Annotated in this window: 16 protein-coding genes and 1 tRNA gene; 13 read left to right on the top strand and 4 right to left on the bottom strand. The window is 72.1% G+C overall.

The genetic code is table 11. The features are described 5' to 3' along the window. Positions 1-274: 274 nt before the first annotated feature. The 13 genes from AB0F56_RS09480 to AB0F56_RS09420 all read left to right on the top strand — a co-directional run bounded on the left by AB0F56_RS09480 (position 275) and on the right by AB0F56_RS09420 (position 9,866). Positions 275-532 (top strand): DUF6284 family protein, encoded by a 258-nt coding sequence (locus AB0F56_RS09480; protein ID WP_362006055.1) that lies wholly within the window; start codon positions 275-277, stop codon positions 530-532. After that, the gene (locus tag AB0F56_RS09475; RefSeq protein WP_362006053.1) at positions 532-795 is read left to right on the top strand and encodes a hypothetical protein; all 264 of its coding nucleotides are present in this window, start codon (positions 532-534) and stop codon (positions 793-795) included. Before AB0F56_RS09480 ends, AB0F56_RS09475 begins: the two co-directional genes overlap by 1 nt. Next, the gene (locus tag AB0F56_RS09470; protein ID WP_362006050.1) at positions 792-1,661 is read left to right on the top strand and encodes a DUF2637 domain-containing protein; all 870 of its coding nucleotides are present in this window, start codon (positions 792-794) and stop codon (positions 1,659-1,661) included. The genes AB0F56_RS09475 and AB0F56_RS09470 overlap by 4 nt, the downstream gene beginning before the upstream one ends. Next, positions 1,661-1,996 carry an RRQRL motif-containing zinc-binding protein gene (locus tag AB0F56_RS09465; protein ID WP_362006048.1) on the top strand — a complete coding sequence of 112 codons (336 nt, stop codon included), beginning with the start codon at positions 1,661-1,663 and terminating at the stop codon, positions 1,994-1,996. The genes AB0F56_RS09470 and AB0F56_RS09465 overlap by 1 nt, the downstream gene beginning before the upstream one ends. A 207-nt stretch (positions 1,997-2,203) precedes the next feature. Next, positions 2,204-2,581 (top strand): DUF6251 family protein, encoded by a 378-nt coding sequence (locus AB0F56_RS09460; RefSeq protein ID WP_362006045.1) that lies wholly within the window; start codon positions 2,204-2,206, stop codon positions 2,579-2,581. A 75-nt stretch (positions 2,582-2,656) separates the two neighbouring features. Next, positions 2,657-2,815 (top strand): hypothetical protein, encoded by a 159-nt coding sequence (locus AB0F56_RS09455; protein WP_362006042.1) that lies wholly within the window; start codon positions 2,657-2,659, stop codon positions 2,813-2,815. Beyond that, positions 2,815-3,009 (top strand): DUF6257 family protein, encoded by a 195-nt coding sequence (locus tag AB0F56_RS09450; RefSeq protein WP_362006040.1) that lies wholly within the window; start codon positions 2,815-2,817, stop codon positions 3,007-3,009. The genes AB0F56_RS09455 and AB0F56_RS09450 overlap by 1 nt, the downstream gene beginning before the upstream one ends. 91 nt (positions 3,010-3,100) lie before the next feature. Next, complete coding sequence (locus tag AB0F56_RS09445; RefSeq protein WP_362006038.1) at positions 3,101-5,221, top strand: ATP-binding protein; 2,121 nt, start codon at positions 3,101-3,103, stop codon at positions 5,219-5,221. A 295-nt stretch (positions 5,222-5,516) separates the two neighbouring features. Beyond that, complete coding sequence (locus AB0F56_RS09440; RefSeq protein WP_362006035.1) at positions 5,517-6,419, top strand: bifunctional DNA primase/polymerase; 903 nt, start codon at positions 5,517-5,519, stop codon at positions 6,417-6,419. Continuing rightward, positions 6,416-6,814, top strand: a complete 399-nt coding sequence (locus AB0F56_RS09435; protein ID WP_362006033.1) for a hypothetical protein — start codon at positions 6,416-6,418, stop codon at positions 6,812-6,814. Before AB0F56_RS09440 ends, AB0F56_RS09435 begins: the two co-directional genes overlap by 4 nt. Further along, a complete protein-coding gene (locus AB0F56_RS09430) occupies positions 6,811-8,004 on the top strand; it encodes a DUF3631 domain-containing protein (RefSeq protein WP_362006030.1) in 1,194 nt (397 codons plus the stop codon). The genes AB0F56_RS09435 and AB0F56_RS09430 overlap by 4 nt, the downstream gene beginning before the upstream one ends. A gap of 185 nt (positions 8,005-8,189) precedes the next feature. After that, positions 8,190-8,393 carry a helix-turn-helix domain-containing protein gene (locus tag AB0F56_RS09425; RefSeq protein ID WP_362006027.1) on the top strand — a complete coding sequence of 68 codons (204 nt, stop codon included), beginning with the start codon at positions 8,190-8,192 and terminating at the stop codon, positions 8,391-8,393. Positions 8,394-8,456: 63 nt separating this feature from the next. Continuing rightward, positions 8,457-9,866: a tyrosine-type recombinase/integrase gene (locus AB0F56_RS09420; protein ID WP_362006024.1), complete on the top strand. Its 1,410-nt coding sequence runs from the start codon at positions 8,457-8,459 to the stop codon at positions 9,864-9,866. A 47-nt stretch (positions 9,867-9,913) separates the two neighbouring features. Here the strand turns inward: AB0F56_RS09420 and AB0F56_RS09415 are convergent. From AB0F56_RS09415 to tmk, 4 genes are all read right to left on the bottom strand, one after another. Continuing rightward, positions 9,914-9,987 (bottom strand) — tRNA-Thr (locus tag AB0F56_RS09415). Between the two features lie 95 nt (positions 9,988-10,082). After that, positions 10,083-11,636, bottom strand: coding sequence for an alpha/beta hydrolase (locus AB0F56_RS09410; RefSeq protein WP_362006021.1), 1,554 nt, complete (start codon positions 11,634-11,636; stop codon positions 10,083-10,085). A 55-nt stretch (positions 11,637-11,691) separates the two neighbouring features. Beyond that, on the bottom strand, positions 11,692-12,894 hold the full coding sequence (locus tag AB0F56_RS09405) for a DNA polymerase III subunit delta' (RefSeq protein ID WP_362006019.1): 1,203 nt from the start codon (positions 12,892-12,894) through the stop codon (positions 11,692-11,694). Between the two features lie 111 nt (positions 12,895-13,005). After that, positions 13,006-16,332, bottom strand: a complete 3,327-nt coding sequence (gene tmk / locus AB0F56_RS09400) for a dTMP kinase (protein ID WP_362006017.1) — start codon at positions 16,330-16,332, stop codon at positions 13,006-13,008. Positions 16,333-16,412: the final 80 nt, after the last annotated feature.

Genomic DNA, 16,412 nt, shown 5'->3' with positions numbered 1-16,412 from the left:
TGGAAGCGACTGGTGCTTGAGAACTGAACAGCGTGATGAGGGTTCGCCGCCTGTCCTTAGGCACAACAAGGCGGCCGGCGCGGCACAGGTCCGCGCACTCGAACTTTCCGCGGCTTTCGACGGCTGCGGCCGGTTGCCTCCTCCGTCCGTCCGGCTTCGGCCGTACGGGCGGGGTTGAGGGGAGCCGGATTCCTGGTTCCAACGGCGAGAGGCCCCGGAGGTGCAACTCCGGGGCCTCGGTTCGGGCCGTTCCTGTCTGAGAGGAACACACCCAATGAAGTTCATCGCTGCACTTCAGGCCGTTGTTACGGCCACCTCGTTCGACGGTGAGCCGTCGGATGCTGAGCTGGACGCGATCGAGCAGGAGATGCCGCTGATCCTGGCGGAGGTCGACCTGCTCGACGCGGAGATCATGACGCTCGACCGTCCGGCCACGATGCTGGACGAGCGGCGCATCCGCCGGGCCCGCAACAAGGTCATGGCGGCCCGCCGCGACCTCACCAACCGCGTCGGTACCGGTGAGGTGGCGTGATGGGTATCCGCGACCGGATCACCGAGTTCGCCATCGGTCACATGACCGACCCCAACGGCACGCCGAACGCCGCGCGCCGCGCCAGTCAGGCTGCCTCGGTCATTGCCGACGCGGCGGCCGATCACAGCACCGTCGCCGCCGCCGGCGTTTCCCTGCTGGGAGCGGCGGCGGTCGCGGCCGAGGGTGCGCTGAGCAACTACGTCTACCCTCCCGGCGACTACGCCACCTTCCGCGAGGAGCCGAAGCGGCGGTGGGGCCGATGAACCGCGCTGGGAAGACGGCGCTCGTCCTCGCGCTGGTCGCCGTGGTCGGGATGGCGTTCCGTGTCTCGTGGAACGCACTGCGGGACGTTGCCACCGCCGTCGGGGCGGATGAGACCGGGGCAACTCTGTACCCGTTCGTCGTGGACGGGCTGATGGCCCTGGCCCTGGTCGCCACCCTGGTGCTGACCGATCGGTCCGACAAGAAGTTCGCGCTGCGGGTCCTGGCCGCCTACACCGCCGCCTCGCTGGTGCTGAACTTCGTGCACGGTCTCGTCCCGGAGCTGCACGGCGAGTCGGTCGACTGGACCCGACTGGCCGACTGGGACGCGGTCAACTGGCTGCTCGTCCTGCTCGCCACATCGCTGCCGGTCGGGTCGATCTACTTCGGCTCCGATCTGGTCGCCAAGGTCCTGCACCATCGACCGATCGACCCCACGAAAGCGGAGAAATCGACTCAGATCGAAACGGAACGGTCTACCTCTGACGTGGTCGAACCCGCCCCGGAGCCGATCCCCACGCAGGTCGAGATGGTCGCCATCGAGCGGTCCGCGCAGGTCGATTCATCGGCTGAGGAGGAGTCGACCGATCGGGTCGCCGTTCGTGCGGTCGCGGCCGAGCAGTCGGTGCCGCGTCGGGCGACCGGTCGGGTCCCGGACGCGGCCCGATCGACCCGCCCCCGCCGTACGGCAGATGAACTCCTGGCCGAGGCCCGGCGGTTGACTGCGTCGTGGACGGTCGGGCAGCTGACCGCGGAGGGCATCCGCAAGGAACTGCGGACGTCCCCGGACAAGGCCCGGATGCTGCGCGACACGCTGAAGGCGGAGCGCACCGCCGAGCAGGCCCCTGAGCCGGTCGCAGTGGCGTGATGGGCACCATCCCCGTCTACCAATGGCGCCTCGCACCCGACGGACTGGCCACCTTCCGGCAGCTCCGTGCCCGGGGCCTTCGGCCGGGTGGTCAGCCGGTCGTGGCTCAGCTCGAACGCCCTCGCCGTCGGCGGGGGCCGCTGGTCGCCTATCTGTACCGGGTCGACCTGGCCAAGCCCGTCCGCCCCATGACCGCGGCGAAGCGCGCGGCCCTGGAGCGGGCGAACGCAGCACGCCGGGTCTGCCCGACCTGCCGTCGTGACGCCGGGTACCGCATCCCGTCCTCGCTCGGCATGTGCACCCTCTGCGCCTATCCCGGCGGGGGCGCGGCGTGAGCGGTGCTGACGGTTAGCCCAGCAGGAAGTCCGCGACCCGGGCGACCTGGACCTTGAGGCGGCACCAGCGGCTGCAGAACCGCTTCAGGCGCCACCACCTGGGCTGCTTGATCAGCTTCTGGCACCAGCGACACGGCAGTGGATCGAACTCAATCTCAATGGCCCCCATGGCCGCGACTCTAGCGGCCCGTTGACCAGGGAGAACATATGGAATCCCTCCCCGAGCCCGCCCGGGTCGTGCAACTCCCGGACGGCACCTACACCTACGCCGACCAACTGCCCTGCATCCACCAGCCGACCGCTGCACCTCAGGTGGTCCACCAGCACATCCACCAGGCCCCGCCGGACCGGACGGTGCAGCGGCTCGCGCTCGGCTCGGGCGTCGGCGCCGGCGCGGTCGCCGCCGGGGTCTACTTCGGCCCGCTGCTCGTCGGCGCGCTGACCGCGATCGCCGCGAACCTGGCCCTGCTCGCGTTCCTCGCCGTCGTCCTCGCCTGGGGTGTCGTCACGGTCGTGAAGTCGGTCGGCGGCCCGGACGGCAAGGCCGCCGCCAAGACGCTCGCCAAGTCCCGTCGCCGTCGCTGACGGCTGCCTGTCCGCCCCCGGTCTCACCAGGGGGCGGGTGGGGAGCCGGACAGACCGGCCCTGGAAGGGATCCCTGTGGACAGCCACGAGTACCGCGCCCGCGCCGAACAGCTACTGACCAGCAAGCACCACCTCGACCTGGACCCGGCCGTCGTCGAGCAGGCGGCCGTGTGGGCACAGCTCGCGACCGCCGCCGCGATCACCGAGACCAACGAGAAGACGGAGACGCACTGATGGCGAACACCGACCCCAACTACCCCAAGCTCACCGCCGGCGAGCACGCCCGGATCGCGCTCAACGTCGCCCGCATGGCCAAGCGCTCCATCGCCGGTGACAACGTCCACCAGGCCGATCTGGAGCGGAACGTCGACCGGATCCTCGACGGCGCCCGCAAGCGCGCCGAGCGCGAGGAGAAGAAGCGCAAGTAGCCGTGCCCCGGGGCGGCCGTCCCGGGGCAAGGAATCGGGCCGCCCCGGGCCCTGCACCGCCACCCTTTTCGAGCAGCAGCAGGAGACCAGCATGACCGAGAACGTCATCCCCCTGTTCAAAGACCCCCAGACCGAAGACACCACCCTCGCAACCGCCCCGGTCGCGGCCCTGCCGGAGCCGGTCAAGCCAGTACGGGTCTGGAAGCGCACCGGCCGCGCCATCGTCCACGCGGCCACGCACGACCGCACCAAGGGCGCCGGCCGGGCCGTGGTCCGGCACGGTTCGTACGTCATCGGCGGAACCCGGATCGTCACCCGCCGGGCGTGGGACGGCCGCACCGGGGCCCGCTACGAGCGGCTGCTCCGCGCGGCCGAGGCGACCGGGAACTACGAAGCCGCGGGCGAGTGGGAGGAGCGCCTGCACCGGTTCCGCGAGCAGCGCCACAAGCGCCGCATGGACCTGCTCATGGCCCCGGAAAAGCTGGTGAAGGGCGCCGCCTACGGCGCCGGCAGCTCGCTCGGCGCACTGATCGCGATCGGGATCGCGCTGGCCATAGCGAACAAGGACGCCTCCGACGTCTTCACCCCGCTCATGGCCCTGATCGAGCTGATCCGGCTGCTCGTCACCCTGGTCACGATCCTGTGGGGCCCGCTGGTCGCCATCGGCCCGTGGCTCGCGCTCGCGGGTGTGTGGCTGGCCGGCCGGCACCGTGGCGCCGCCCCGCAGTGGGCCCTTCCTGCCAACGCCCGCAGCGACGACGCCGGGGCACCGATCACGCCGTCCGTTGTGGTCACCGCGCTGCGAGACCTGGGCGTGGCGCCGCTGCGGAAGGCCATCAAGGAGATGGGCGACGCGGGTGCGGCGATGCTCGGCCCGATCCGGATCGCCGGATGCGGCGTCGAGGTCGACGTCACCCTCCCCTCCGGTGTCTCCACGCAGGAAGTGCAGTCTCGACGGCGGAAGCTCGCGGAGAACCTTGCCCGGCACGAGCACGAAGTGTTCATCACCCTGCCGACCGCCGCCCGCACCGTCCGGCTGTGGATCGCCGATTCCGGGGCGCTGGACGAGCCGATCGGCCCGTCCCCGCTCGTGACGGACGAGACGATGACCGCCGACTACACCAAGGGCAAGGCCCCGTGGGGCCAGGACCTGCGCGGGGACGCGGCGACGCTGAGCCTGTTTCAGCGCCACCTGCTCATCACCGGTCTGTCCAACCAGGGCAAGACCGCCGCGCTGCGCTCGCTGGCGCTGTGGCTGGCGCTGGACCGATCGGTGGAGTTCCGGGTGGCGGACCTGAAGGGCGCCGGGGACTGGGCCATGTGGGACGGGATGGCCACGGTCCTGATCCAGGGCCCGACCGACGAGCACGTCATCGAGGCCACCCAGATGCTGGAAGGCGGGGTCAGGGAGATGGAACGCCGTCTTCAGGCCCCGCCCGGAACCGCCTTCCCGCTGCTCTGCCTGATCGTGGATGAGGCACAGGTGGCGTTCATGTGCCCCGCCGTCAGCAAGGGCAAGGACAAGCGGCCCTACGGCGGCTCGAAAGCCACGTCCCGGTACTTCATGGCCGCACGGAAGATCCACAACCAGGGTCGGGCCGTGAACGTGATCCTCTGGCAGGGAACGCAGGACCCGACCGACCAGAACCTTCCCAAGCTCGTCCGCGAGGGCGCCCACACCCGCGCATCCCTCGCGCTCGGCACCGAGTCCCAGGCCCGGATGGCGCTGGGAGACAAGGCCGTCGACGGCGGCGCCGCCCCGCACCTGCTCCGCCCGGGACTCGACAAGGGCACCGTCGTCATCGCCTCCGACGGCATCAAGATCCCCGCCGGACAGGCGTCCATCACCGTCCGCACCCACTACATCGACACCGACACCGCCACCGCCATCGCGGAGCGGGCCAAGGCCCTGCGCGACGGGATCACGACCCTGAACGCCGTGGACCAGAGCGAGGAGCGCGACGCGCTCGCCGACATCTACAGCGTCCTCGGCGACACCGCCCGCACACTGACGGCCGACGTCCTCAAGCGGCTGTCCGCGCTCAGCGAGAACACCTACGGCACCTGGACGCCCGGCGACCTCAAGCGTGTCCTGGAGGGCGCCGGCGCCGAGCCGTACAAGTCCGACGGCCGCATGGTCGTCGGCCGCGAACGCGTCGCCCGCGCCCTCGCCAACCGCCCCGACGAAGGTTCCGCTTCCGCCCACGCATGACAGGGAAGCGACCCCCGCACCGGCAGGGAGGCAGGGAGAACTCCCTGACCCCCTCCCTACCTCGCCTCCCTTGCCCTGACCTGCGCAAACGATCTACCGGGGAGGCAGGGAGGCACCCCGCCGCCACCTGCGGAAACCCCCTCCAGGAGCCATCCGGCAGGGGGTGCCCACGCCTCCCTGAACGACCGCAACCAGCGATTCCGGTTGCCGTCCCCACGAACGCCGAGAGCGGCCCCACATGTCCGCCAAGACCAGGCCGCTCTCGTCCACCAGCAACAGAACTGGAGACTCCAGCATGACCCATGACCCCCGTCCCGCGCTGCTCCATGCAGCACTGGACGCCGCCGAACGCGGCTGGCCCGTGTTCCCGTTACGCCCCGGCGACAAGCGACCCGCAGGCCACCCCGAAGCAAGCTGCCCCGGCACCGGCCGGTGCACGGGCGGCCACCTCGTGCCCGAGCAGCGCGCCACCCTCGACCCGGACCTGATCCGCGCCGCATGGACGAAGCGGCCGTACAACGTCGGCATCGCCACCGGCCCCGCCGGTCTGCTCGTGCTGGACCTCGACACGGTCAAGCCGAAAGACCCGAAAGGGACGCCTGACGGCGCCACTTCATTGCAGGCGCTCTGCGAGCGCGCCGGGCAGCCCGTCCCCACTACGTTCCGGGTGCGGACTGCGAGCGGTGGAGAGCACCTGTACTTCACCGCCCCGGCCGGTGTCCGGCTGAAGTCCAGCGCCGGACGGCTCGGCCCCCACGTCGACACCCGCGGGTGGGGCGGCTACGTCGTCGCCCCCGGCTCGACCCTCCCTAGCGGCTCCTACAGCGTTCTCGGCGACGCTCCGGTTGCTGAACTGTCTGCGTGGCTTCTGGAGGCGCTGACTCCCCCGGAAAGGCCCGCGCGGCCCGTGGTGCTGGCCATGCCGAGCCGGGCGAGCCGGTACGCGGATGTGGTCTTGGAGCGCGAGATGGCCGCTGTCGCTGCGGCTCTGGAGGGCGGTCGTGAGGCGGAGTTGTTCCGGGCCGCCCGCGCTGTGGGGCGGTTCGTCGCGTGGGGCGACCTCGACCGGCACACGGTTGAGGAGGCTTTTCAGGCGGCGGGGGAGTCGGCGGGACTGCGGCCGGCCGAGTGCCGCTCGACCCTGCGCAGCGCCCTGAACTGGTCCATCCGCAACGCCCGGCCCCGGGAGACGGCATGAGCGACCGCCCCAATCCCCGCCTGAAAAGCATCACCCCGACCAGCGACCGGCCCGCCGTCGCCGAGCAGCCCCGGCGCCTGCGGGCCGTGGGCGCCTCGAAGGTCGTCGCCGAAGGCGTCCCTTCTGACCTTGTCCCGAACCCCGGCGACCCGACACCGGACCAGCCCGGAATCCGCATCTACGCCCCGCCGGTCTACCGGCACCACTACGACGGCGCCCGCTGGTCCAAGCGCACCGCAGACACCCCCAACGCCGCCTACGCCTGCGCCTGCGGGCAGACCGCCGCCGCGGCCGGCCTTCAGGCCGCGAGCGCGCTCGTCGCCGAGTACGACGCCCACAAGTCCGCCTGCACCGGGGCCCCGGCCCCGCACTCCGAAGGGAGGTCTGCCGCATGAGCGTGCAGCCCATCGACGGCGCCGCCCTGCTCGCCGAAGTCGAGCGCTTCCACCGCCGGTTCAACGTCTTCCCCCGCGAGGCCGCCTACGTTGCCGTCGCCCTGTGGGACGCCCACGCCCACCTCCTCGACGCATTCGACTCCACCCCACGTCTCGCGTTCCTGTCCCCGGAACCCGGCTCGGGCAAGTCCCGGGCCCTGGAGGTCGTGGAGACGCTCGTGCCGCGTCCGATGCTCGCGGTGAACGCGCGGGCCGCCGCCTTGTTCCGGTCCGTCTCCGACCCCGCCGGACGGCCCACGATCCTGTTCGACGAGATCGACACCGTCTTCGGCCCCAAGGCCGGGGACAACGAGGAACTGCGCGGCTTCCTCAACGCCGGCCACCGCCGCTCCGGAGTCACTTACCGGTGCATCGGTGACGGTGGCAACCAGACCGTGGTGGAGTTCCCCTCCTACACCGCCGTCGCCGTCGGCGGACTTGGCTACCTGCCCGACACCATCACCACCCGCTCAGTCATCATCCGCATGCGCCGCCGGGCGAGGAACGAGCACGTGGAGCCGTTCCGGGCCCGGCTGCACGAGGCGCAGGGCAACAAGCTCCGCGACCGGCTCGCCCAGTGGGCCGACCAGGTCCGGGACGATGTGGCCGGACGCTGGCCCGAGATGCCCGAAGGCGTCACCGACCGACCGGCGGACGTGTGGGAACCGCTGATCGCGGTCGCCGACGCCGCCGGGGGCGACTGGCCCGAGCGTGCCCGTACCGCGTGCGTGGAACTGGTCAACGCCTCCCGTGCCGACGACAAGGGCAGCCTCGGCATCAGGCTGCTCACCGACCTGCGCGACCACGTCATGGCGGGCATCGACCGCATGCCCACCGTCGCCGTCCTGGACCGGCTGTGCGCGCTCGACGAGGCGCCCTGGGCCGACATGAGCGGCCGGCCCCTCGACTCCCGGATGCTCGCCAAGATGCTGGGCGAGTACATGACCAGCGAAAACACCCCGATCAAGGCCCGCAACATCAAGACCGCCGGGACCGTCCTGAAGGGCTACTACGCGCTCGACCTCCACGACGCGTGGCAGCGGTACTGCACTCCCCCCTCTCCCAGGGCCGCTACTTCCGCTACCTCCGCTACCTCGCAGGTCAACGGCCTGGAAACGGTAGCGGAAGGGCTCTTCCCGTCCGCTACCTGAGCGCTACCCCGCTACCGGCCCCACGCCCCGAACGCCGGGGCCGGTGGCGGCACACATCCGCTACCGCTACCCCTATCCGCTACCTCGATCATGCTCCTGACCAGGGCGGTAGCGGCGGTAGCGGAAGTAGCGGACCTCAGGGACAAGGGGCCAGGCGCCCCCAACTCGCCGAGGAGGCATTCGTAGTGACCACCGCCGTCCTGCCCGTTGCCGATCGGATCCTGCTCACCGTGGACGCCGCCGCCGAAGCGCTCTCGTTCGGCCGCTCGACCATCTACGAGCTGATGGCCGCCGGCGTCCTGCCGTACGTGAAGGTCGGACGCGCCCGCCGCATCAGGCGCACCGACCTGGAGGCGTTCGCCGCAGAACTCACCGCGTACACCGGCTGATTCGTGAATCACCTGAGGCGGTCCCGGAGTTCATCGGGGCCGCCTCACCCATGAGAGGAAGAAATGAGCCCCCGCAAGCCGAACATGGAGTCCTCTATCTACCTGGGGAGCGACGGTCTCTGGCACGGCCGCGTGACCATGGGCGTGAAGTCGGACGGCAGTCCGGACCGCCGTCACCGTACGGCCAGGACCGAGGCCGAGGTGACCCGGAAGGTCCGCACGCTGGAGAAGTTGCGCGACGAGCAGCGGGCACCGAAGGCGGGCCGCGTTCCGACCGTGCAGCAGTGGATGGAGACGTACCTGACCACGATCGCGAGCCTGAAGCTCAAGCCCCGCTCCCTGGACGACTACTGGTCCAAGACCCGCAACGACATCATCCCGGGCATCGGCCAGCACCGGCTGAACAAGCTGGAGCCAGAGCACCTGGAGACGATGTACGCGGCCATGCTCCGTGAGGGCCACGCGCCCTCCCACGTCCTGAAGGTCCACCGCATCCTGTCGCGGGCCCTGAAGATCGCTCACCGCCGCCGGATGATCGTGGAGAACGTCGCCACGCTGGTGGATCCGCCCACCGTGGACGAGACCGAGACCAACCCCTTCACCCAGGACGAGGCCCGAGCGTTCCTGGAAGCGGCAGCCAAGCGACCTACGTTCGTCCGCTGGCTGGTGGGTGTCGGCATGGGGTTCCGGCAGGGAGAGACGCTCGGGATGCGGTGGAAGTACGTAGACCTGGACGCGGCGCTCTTCCACCCGCGTTGGCAGCTCCAACGGCTCACTTGGAGGCATGGCTGCTCGGACCCGCATGCCTGCGCTGAGCGACTGCATCGGTTCGAGCCCTGCCCGCCGTCCTGCACCATCCACAAGGGCTACAAGCGGGGATGCCCAAAGCCGTGCGGCAAGACGTGCACGAAGCACGCGAGCACCTGCCCCGAGCGGAAGGACGGTGGACTGGTCTTCACCCGCCCCAAGACGAAGAAGAGCAGGGAGCCCGTTCCGATCCCACCGCCCTTCGTACCGCCCCTGCGGGAGCTGCGAGCCCTCCAGGAGCAGGAGCGGGCAGCCGCCGGTGAGCTGTGGCAGGAGCACGACGTCCTGTTCGCCCGTCCCGACGGGCGACCGCTCGACCCCCGCCAGGACTGGGAGGAGTTCAAGGAACTGTTGGAGGAGGCTGAGATCGATGACCGGCGCCTGTACGACGGGAGTCGCCACACGGCCGGCACGATCCTGAACGAACTCGGCGTCCCGCTGGTGACCATCATGGAGATCCTGCGGCACACCCAGGTCACTCAGACGCGGCGGTACGTGAAGGGCCGATCCGAGCAGTCCATGGACGCCATGCGACGGATGGGAGAGGCGTTCCTGCCCCAGATCCAGCCCAAGCCCGTAGCGCCAACTCGGCCCCCTACTGAGACCAGGACTGAGACCAGTGACACCCGGGCCGCCCGTGCCCGGCTACGGCGCCGCGTCCGCTGAACCACGAAACCCCAGGTCAGAGTGGATCTGACCTGGGGTTCCAGATGAGCCGCCTTCGGGATTCGAACCCGAGACCTACGCATTACGAGTGCGTTGCTCTGGCCAACTGAGCTAAGGCGGCATGCCGTGCGGTCCCATGTTGGGCGCAGCGGCCTCGCCAAGTCTACACAGTTTCCGGGGTGCTCCTGACCATGGTCCTGTGGTCCGCGACACCCCTCACGTGCAGCGCTTGTCGGTGGTCGGGGGTGTGCCGGTCAGGAGGTAGGTGTTGATCGCGGTGTCGATGCAGTCGCTGCCCCGGCCGTAGGCCGTGTGGCCGTCGCCCTCGTAGGTCAGGAGGGTGCCGGAGGAGAGCTGGGAGGCGAGGGCCTCGGCCCACTTGTAGGGGGTCGCCGGGTCGCGGGTGGTGCCGACGACGACGATCGGGGCGGCACCCTCGGCGGTGATGCGGTGCGGGCGGCCGGTCGGGGCGACGGGCCAGTAGGCGCAGTTCAGGGCCGCCCAGGCGAGGCCCTCGCCGAAGACCGGGGAGGCCTTCTCGAAGGACGGGACCGCCTTCTCGACGTCCGCCGGGCCGGTGTACGCCGCCGGGAGGTCGAGGCAGTTCACGGCGGTGTTGGCGAACATCAGGTTCGCGTACGTACCGTCCGTCTCGCGCTCGTAGTAGCTGTCGGCCAGGGCGAGCAGGCCCGAGCCCTCGCCGCCCATCGCCCGGGTCAGCGCCTCGCGCAGCTGCGGCCACGCCGCCTCGTCGTACATCGCCGCGATCACCCCGGTCGTCGCCAGGGACTCGCCGAGCCGGCGGCTCTCGCCGGTCGGCACCGGTTCGGCGTCGACCGTGCGGAAGAAGGCCTTCAGGTTGTCGGAGGCGGCCTCGACGGACTCCGTGCCCAGCGGGCAGTCGGTCTTCGTGACGCAGTCGGCCGCGAAGGCCCGGAAGGCGGTCTCGAAGCCGGCGGTCTGGTCGCGGGCGAGGTCGATCGCGGGCAGCGAGGGGTCCATCGCCCCGTCCAGGACAAGCCGCCCGACCCGGTCCGGGAACAGCTCCGCGTACGTGGCGCCCAGGAAGGTCCCGTACGAGGCACCCACGTACGTCAGCTTCTCGTCGCCGAGCACGGCGCGCAGGATGTCCATGTCCCGCGCCGTCTCGACGGTGGAGACATGCGGCAGCACCTGACCCGAGCGCTTCGCGCAGCCCGCCGCGAACCCCTTGAAGGCGCTGGTCAGGGCGGTCGTCTCGGCGCCGTCGTCGGGGGTCTGGTCGACCTGCGTGAACGTGTCCATCTGTGGGCCCGTCAGACACTCGACGGGTTCACTGCGGGCCACCCCGCGCGGGTCGACGGCGACCATGTCGTACTGGGCCCGGACCGCCGCCGGGTAGCCGATGCCCGCGTACCCCTGGAGGTATCCGACGGCGGAGCCGCCGGGTCCGCCCGGGTTGACGAGGAGCGAGCCGAGGCGCTTGCCGGGCCCGGTGGCCTTGACCCGGGAGACCGCCAGCTCGATCTCGCCGGCCGCCGGCTTCGCGTAGTCGAGCGGGGCGCGGAGCGTCGCGCACTGGAACGACGGAACACCGCAGTCCCGCCAGGTGAGCTTCTGCGCGTAGAAGCTCCGCAGGGCCGGGTCGGGGGTGGCGGGCGCGCTCCGCGACGACGACGCCAGCGCCCCCGCGGGGGCGGCGGCGTCGCTGCCGCCCGTACAGCCGGAGAGGATCAGTCCGGCGGCGACGACGGCCGTCGCGGACGTACGGAGCAAACGCCTGGAGTCCATGCCCGGAGGGTATCCGTACGAGTACGGAGCGTGTCCAATCGCCCCGGACGCGACCTCAGTCGCGCAGCGCCATCGTCATCGCCTCGACCGCGAGCAGCGGGGCCACGTTCCGGTCCAGCGCCTCGCGGCAGGCGAGGACCGCCTCGATCCGGCGCAGGGTCCGCTCGGGCGCCGTGTCCCGGGCGATCCGCTCGACCGCGTCCCGTACGTCCTCATTGGCTATCGGCGTGCGCGTACGCAGCTGCAGCGTGAGCACATCGCGGTAGAAGCCGGTGAGGTCGGTGAGCGCGAGGTCCAGGCTGTCGCGCTGCGTACGCGTCTTGCGCCGCTTCTGGCGCTCCTCCAGCTCCTTCATCGCGCCGGCCGTGCCGCGCGGCATCCGCCCGCCCTGGCCGCCGCCGAGCGCGGCCTTCAGCTCCTCGGTCTCCTTGGTGTCGATCTCCTCGGCGACCTGCTTGGCGTCCTCGCCGGCCGCGTCGATCAGCTCCTGGGCCGCCTTGAGGCAGCCGCCGATGTCGCCGACCCGCTGCGGCAGCTTGAGGACCACGGCCCGCCGGGCCCGGGCGCGCTCGTCGGTGGCCAGGCGGCGGGCGCGGTCGATGTGGCCCTGAGTGGCGCGGGCGGCGGCCGCGGCGACCTGGGGCTCGATGCCGTCCCGTCGTACGAGCACGTCGGCCACAGCCTCCACCGGGGGCGTCCGCAGCGTCAGGTGGCGGCAGCGCGAGCGGATGGTCGGCAGCACGTCCTCCAGGGAGGGCGCGCAGAGCAGCCAGACCGTGCGCGGCGCGGGCTCCTCGACCGCCTTCAGGAGCACGTTCCCCGCGCCCTCGGTGAGCCGGTCGGCGTCCTCCAGGACGATCACCTGCCAGCGGCCGACCGCCGGGGAGAGCTGGGCGCGCCGGACCAGCTCACGGGTCTCCTTCACACCGATGGAGAGCAGGTCCGTACGGATGACCTCCACGTCGGCGTGGGTCCCCACAAGGGCGGTGTGGCAGCCGTCGCAGAACCCGCACCCCGGCGCACCGCCGAGCGCCCGGTCCGGGCTCACGCACTGCAGCGCGGCGGCGAAGGCCCGCGCCGCAGTCGCCCGCCCGGAGCCCGGAGGGCCGGTGAAGAGCCAGGCGTGGGTCATCTTGGACGCCTCAGGCAGGGGCGCACCGGTGGCATGGGCCGTCACCAACGCGTCGGCGTCCCGCGCGGCGGCGGCCAACTGCTCCTCCACCCGCGTCTGCCCGACGAGGTCGTCCCATACGGTCATGTGCCCTCCTCAGGTACGCCCTCCATTGTGGGGCACCCCACTGACACCTTCGGCCGCCCGCCGGATCACGACGGGCGGCCGAAGGCTCCCTGCTACGTCACTGCGTCGGCGTCAGCGGCCGCGGCCCCTGCGGCGGCCGTCGTTCTCGTCGTCGTGCGGACCGAGCAGCTCGTCCGCCAGGGACGGGAGGTCGTCGAGCGGGGTCTCCTCCGCCCAGTCGGAGCGGCGCTTCGGGCGGCCCTGCTCGTCGAGCTGGGGCAGCTCGCGCGTCCGGTCGTTCGCACCGGTCAGCTCGTTCGGCTCGTTCGGCTGGGCCGGCTCGTCGCGGAAGATGCCCTGCGGGACCCGGTCCGCCGGGGCCGCGTCCCGTACGGGAGGCAGCACCGCCGTCTCGTCGACGGCCGGCATCTGCGGCAGGACCGTCGTCTCCTCCGCATCCCGCACCGGGCGGAGAACCGTCGTCCGCTCCTCGGGCCGCGGCTCGTCCGGGCGCACGACCGGCGTGGGGACGGTGATCTCGTTCGGCGACACCACGGGCACGGCCTGCGTCACGTCGTCGGGCAGGGCCTCGGACCGCGTCTCGGGCTGGACGACCGGCGTCGGGACCGTGATCTCGTTCGCCGACTCGGGCGCCTTCCTGGCCTCGGCAGCCTTCGCCGCCGCCTCCGCCGCCTTCTTCGCCTCGGCAGCCTGAGCCGCCTTCGCAGCCTCCGCGGACTTCGCCGCTTCCGCGGCCTTGGCCGCCGCGGCCGCCTTCGCGGCCTTCTCCGCCTCGGCCTTCCGCGCGGCCTCCGCCGCCTTCTCGGCCTTCTCCGACTCCGCCTGCCGCGCCGCCTCGGCCGCAGCCTCCGCCGCGGCCTTCTTCGCGGTCTCCTCAGCAGCCTTCGCGGTGGCCGCCTCGGCCAGACGGCGGGCCTCCTCGGCCCTCAGCAGGGCCTCCTCGGCCTTGCGCTGCTTCTCCAGGCGGCGTTCCTCCGCCTCCGCGCGCAACCGGGCCTCTTCCTCGGCCTGCTTGCGGCGGCGTTCCTCCTCCTCGCGGCGGACCTTCTCCTCGGCCTCGCGCCGTTTGCGCTCCTCCTCGGCGGCGAGCCGGGCCTCCTCCGCGCGGCGGCGGGCCTCCTCGGCCTGGCGCTCGGCCTCGCGGCGCCGCGCCTCTTCCTCCTCCTGGCGCTTGCGCTCCTCCTCCTCGGCACGCAGCTTGGCCAGCTGGGCCTGGCGCTCGCGCTCGAGGCGCTCCTCCTCGGCCTTGCGCGCGGCCTCTTCCTCCGCCTTGCGCCTGGCCTCCTCCTCGGCCTTCCGCCGCGCCTCCTCCTGGGCCTTCACCTCGGCCTCGGACAGCGGCAGCATCCGGTCGAGCCGGTGGCGTACGACGGTGGTGACGGCCTCCGGCTCCTGGCCGGCGTCGACGACGAGGTAGCGGCCGGGGTCACCGGCGGCGAGCGCGAGGAAACCGGCCCGCACGCGCGCGTGGAACTCCGGCGGCTCGGACTCGAGCCGGTCCGGGGCCTCGGTGAACCGTTCCCGCGCGGTCTCCGGCGAGACGTCGAGGAGCACGGTCAGGTGCGGGACGAGCCCGCCGGTGGCCCAGCGGTTGATCCGGGCGATCTCGGTCGGCGACAGGTCGCGACCGGCGCCCTGGTAGGCGACGGACGAGTCGATGTACCGGTCGGAGATGACCACCGCGCCCCGCTCCAGGGCGGGCTTGACCAGCGAGTCGACGTGCTCGGCTCGGTCGGCGGCGTACAGCAGCGCCTCGGCGCGGTGGGAGAGCCCGGCGCTGGAGACGTCGAGCAGGATCGACCGCAGCCGCTTGCCGATCGGGGTGGCACCCGGTTCGCGGGTGACGACGACTTCGTGGCCCTTGGCGCGGATCCACTCGGCGAGCGCCTCGGCCTGGGTGGACTTGCCGGCGCCGTCGCCGCCCTCCAGGGCGATGAAGAAGCCGGTCGGCGCGGGCGCCTGCACCGGGTCGGCGCCGCGCAGCGCGTCGCGCAGGTCGCGGCGCAGCGGTACGCCGGCCCGGTCGTCGGTCTTGGCGAGGACGAGGGCCGCGACGGGCAGCAGCAGCGCGCCGACCAGCATCAGCGTGAACGCGGCGCCGCCGTGGGCGAAGACGAAGCTGCCCGAGGCGAGCCGGTGCGGGCCGATCGCGGCGGCGAGCAGCGGCGCGGCGAGCGCGCCGACGGCCATGGCGACCCGGACGACGGCCTGCAGGTGCTCGGTGACCTTGGGGCGCCGGGCCTCCTCGGTCTCCTGGTCGATGAGGGTGTGGCCGGTGTTGGCGGCGACCCCGCCCGCGTACCCGGCGAGTACGGAGAGCAGCAGCACCGTGGCCGTGTCCGGCACGAGGCCCATCGCGAGCAGCGCGATGCCGGTGAGGGCGATCGCGAGGGCGAGGAGCCGGCGGCGGGAGAGGACGGTGAGCACGGAACCGGCCGTGCGGATGCCGACGGCGGTGGCGCCGCTCAGCGCGAGGATCAGCAGCGCGTACGTGACCGGGCCACCGCCCAGGTCGTACGCGTGCAGGACGGCGACCGCCGCCGCGGCGGCGACGGCTCCGGCGACCGTGGCACAGGCGATCACGAGGAGGCCGACCGCGCCCGTGCGGCCCTTCTCCGCGCCGGCCAGGCGCAGGCCCTCCAGCGGCGAACGCGGCCTCGGAGTCTGCCCGCCGGGCAGCTCCACGAAGTACAGGACCGAGACGGAGGCGGCGAACAGACCGGCGGCGACGTAGGAGCCGAGGGCGGCCTGGTGCAGCGTGAACCAGTCGATGCCGGCGCCCAGGAGGTTGCTCACCAGGGTGGCGGCGAGCAGCACGGCGGCCGCGGCCGGTACGGCCAGGAAGCCCGTACGCAGCGACAGTCGCCGCAGCGCGTCGAGGTGGTCCGGCAGCGGGCGCACGGCGGCGCCCTCCAGCGGCGGTGCAGGGAGCAGCGCGGGGGCCGCGCCCTCGCGGGCGACGGTCCACAGCCGTTCGGCAGCGCCCACGACGAAGACGGTGCCGAGCAGGAACCCGAGGGCCTTGTCCGGGGTCCAGTCGATCCACAGGGGCGCGATCACGAGCAGCGCGATCCGCAGGGCGTCCGCCCCGATCATGGTCCAGCGCCGGTCGAGGGGCCCGTTCGGCCCGGTCAGCTGGGTGAGCGGGCCGAGCAGGACGGCCCCGAAGAGCACCGAGGCCAGCAGCCGGGCGCCGATCACGGCGGCGACGGCGAGCGCGGCGCCCCGGTATCCACCCCCGAAGGCCTGCTCGGAGACGGCGGCCTGGAGCCCGAGGAGCACCAGGACGAGCACGGCGAGCGCGTCACCCGTACCGCCGACGAACTGGGCGCTCCACAACCGTCGCAAGGGCTGATGGCGCAACAGCGCCCGTACGGCACGCTCCCTTGAGTCTGCGACAAGCGCGACGTCGGAGTCTGGCTGCTCTGCTCGCGTCATCCGTCCACCCTATCCGGACCCTCTGACTCCCCGTGGCCTGCATCCGAACAAACGTCGGGAGGCGGGGAAACGTGTAAGGG

Source organism: Streptomyces sp. NPDC026092 (assembly GCF_040638605.1).
GTDB lineage: Bacteria > Actinomycetota > Actinomycetes > Streptomycetales > Streptomycetaceae > Streptomyces.
The sequence above is the reverse complement of the archived record's forward strand: the minus strand, read 5'-3'. Positions and strand labels throughout refer to the sequence as shown.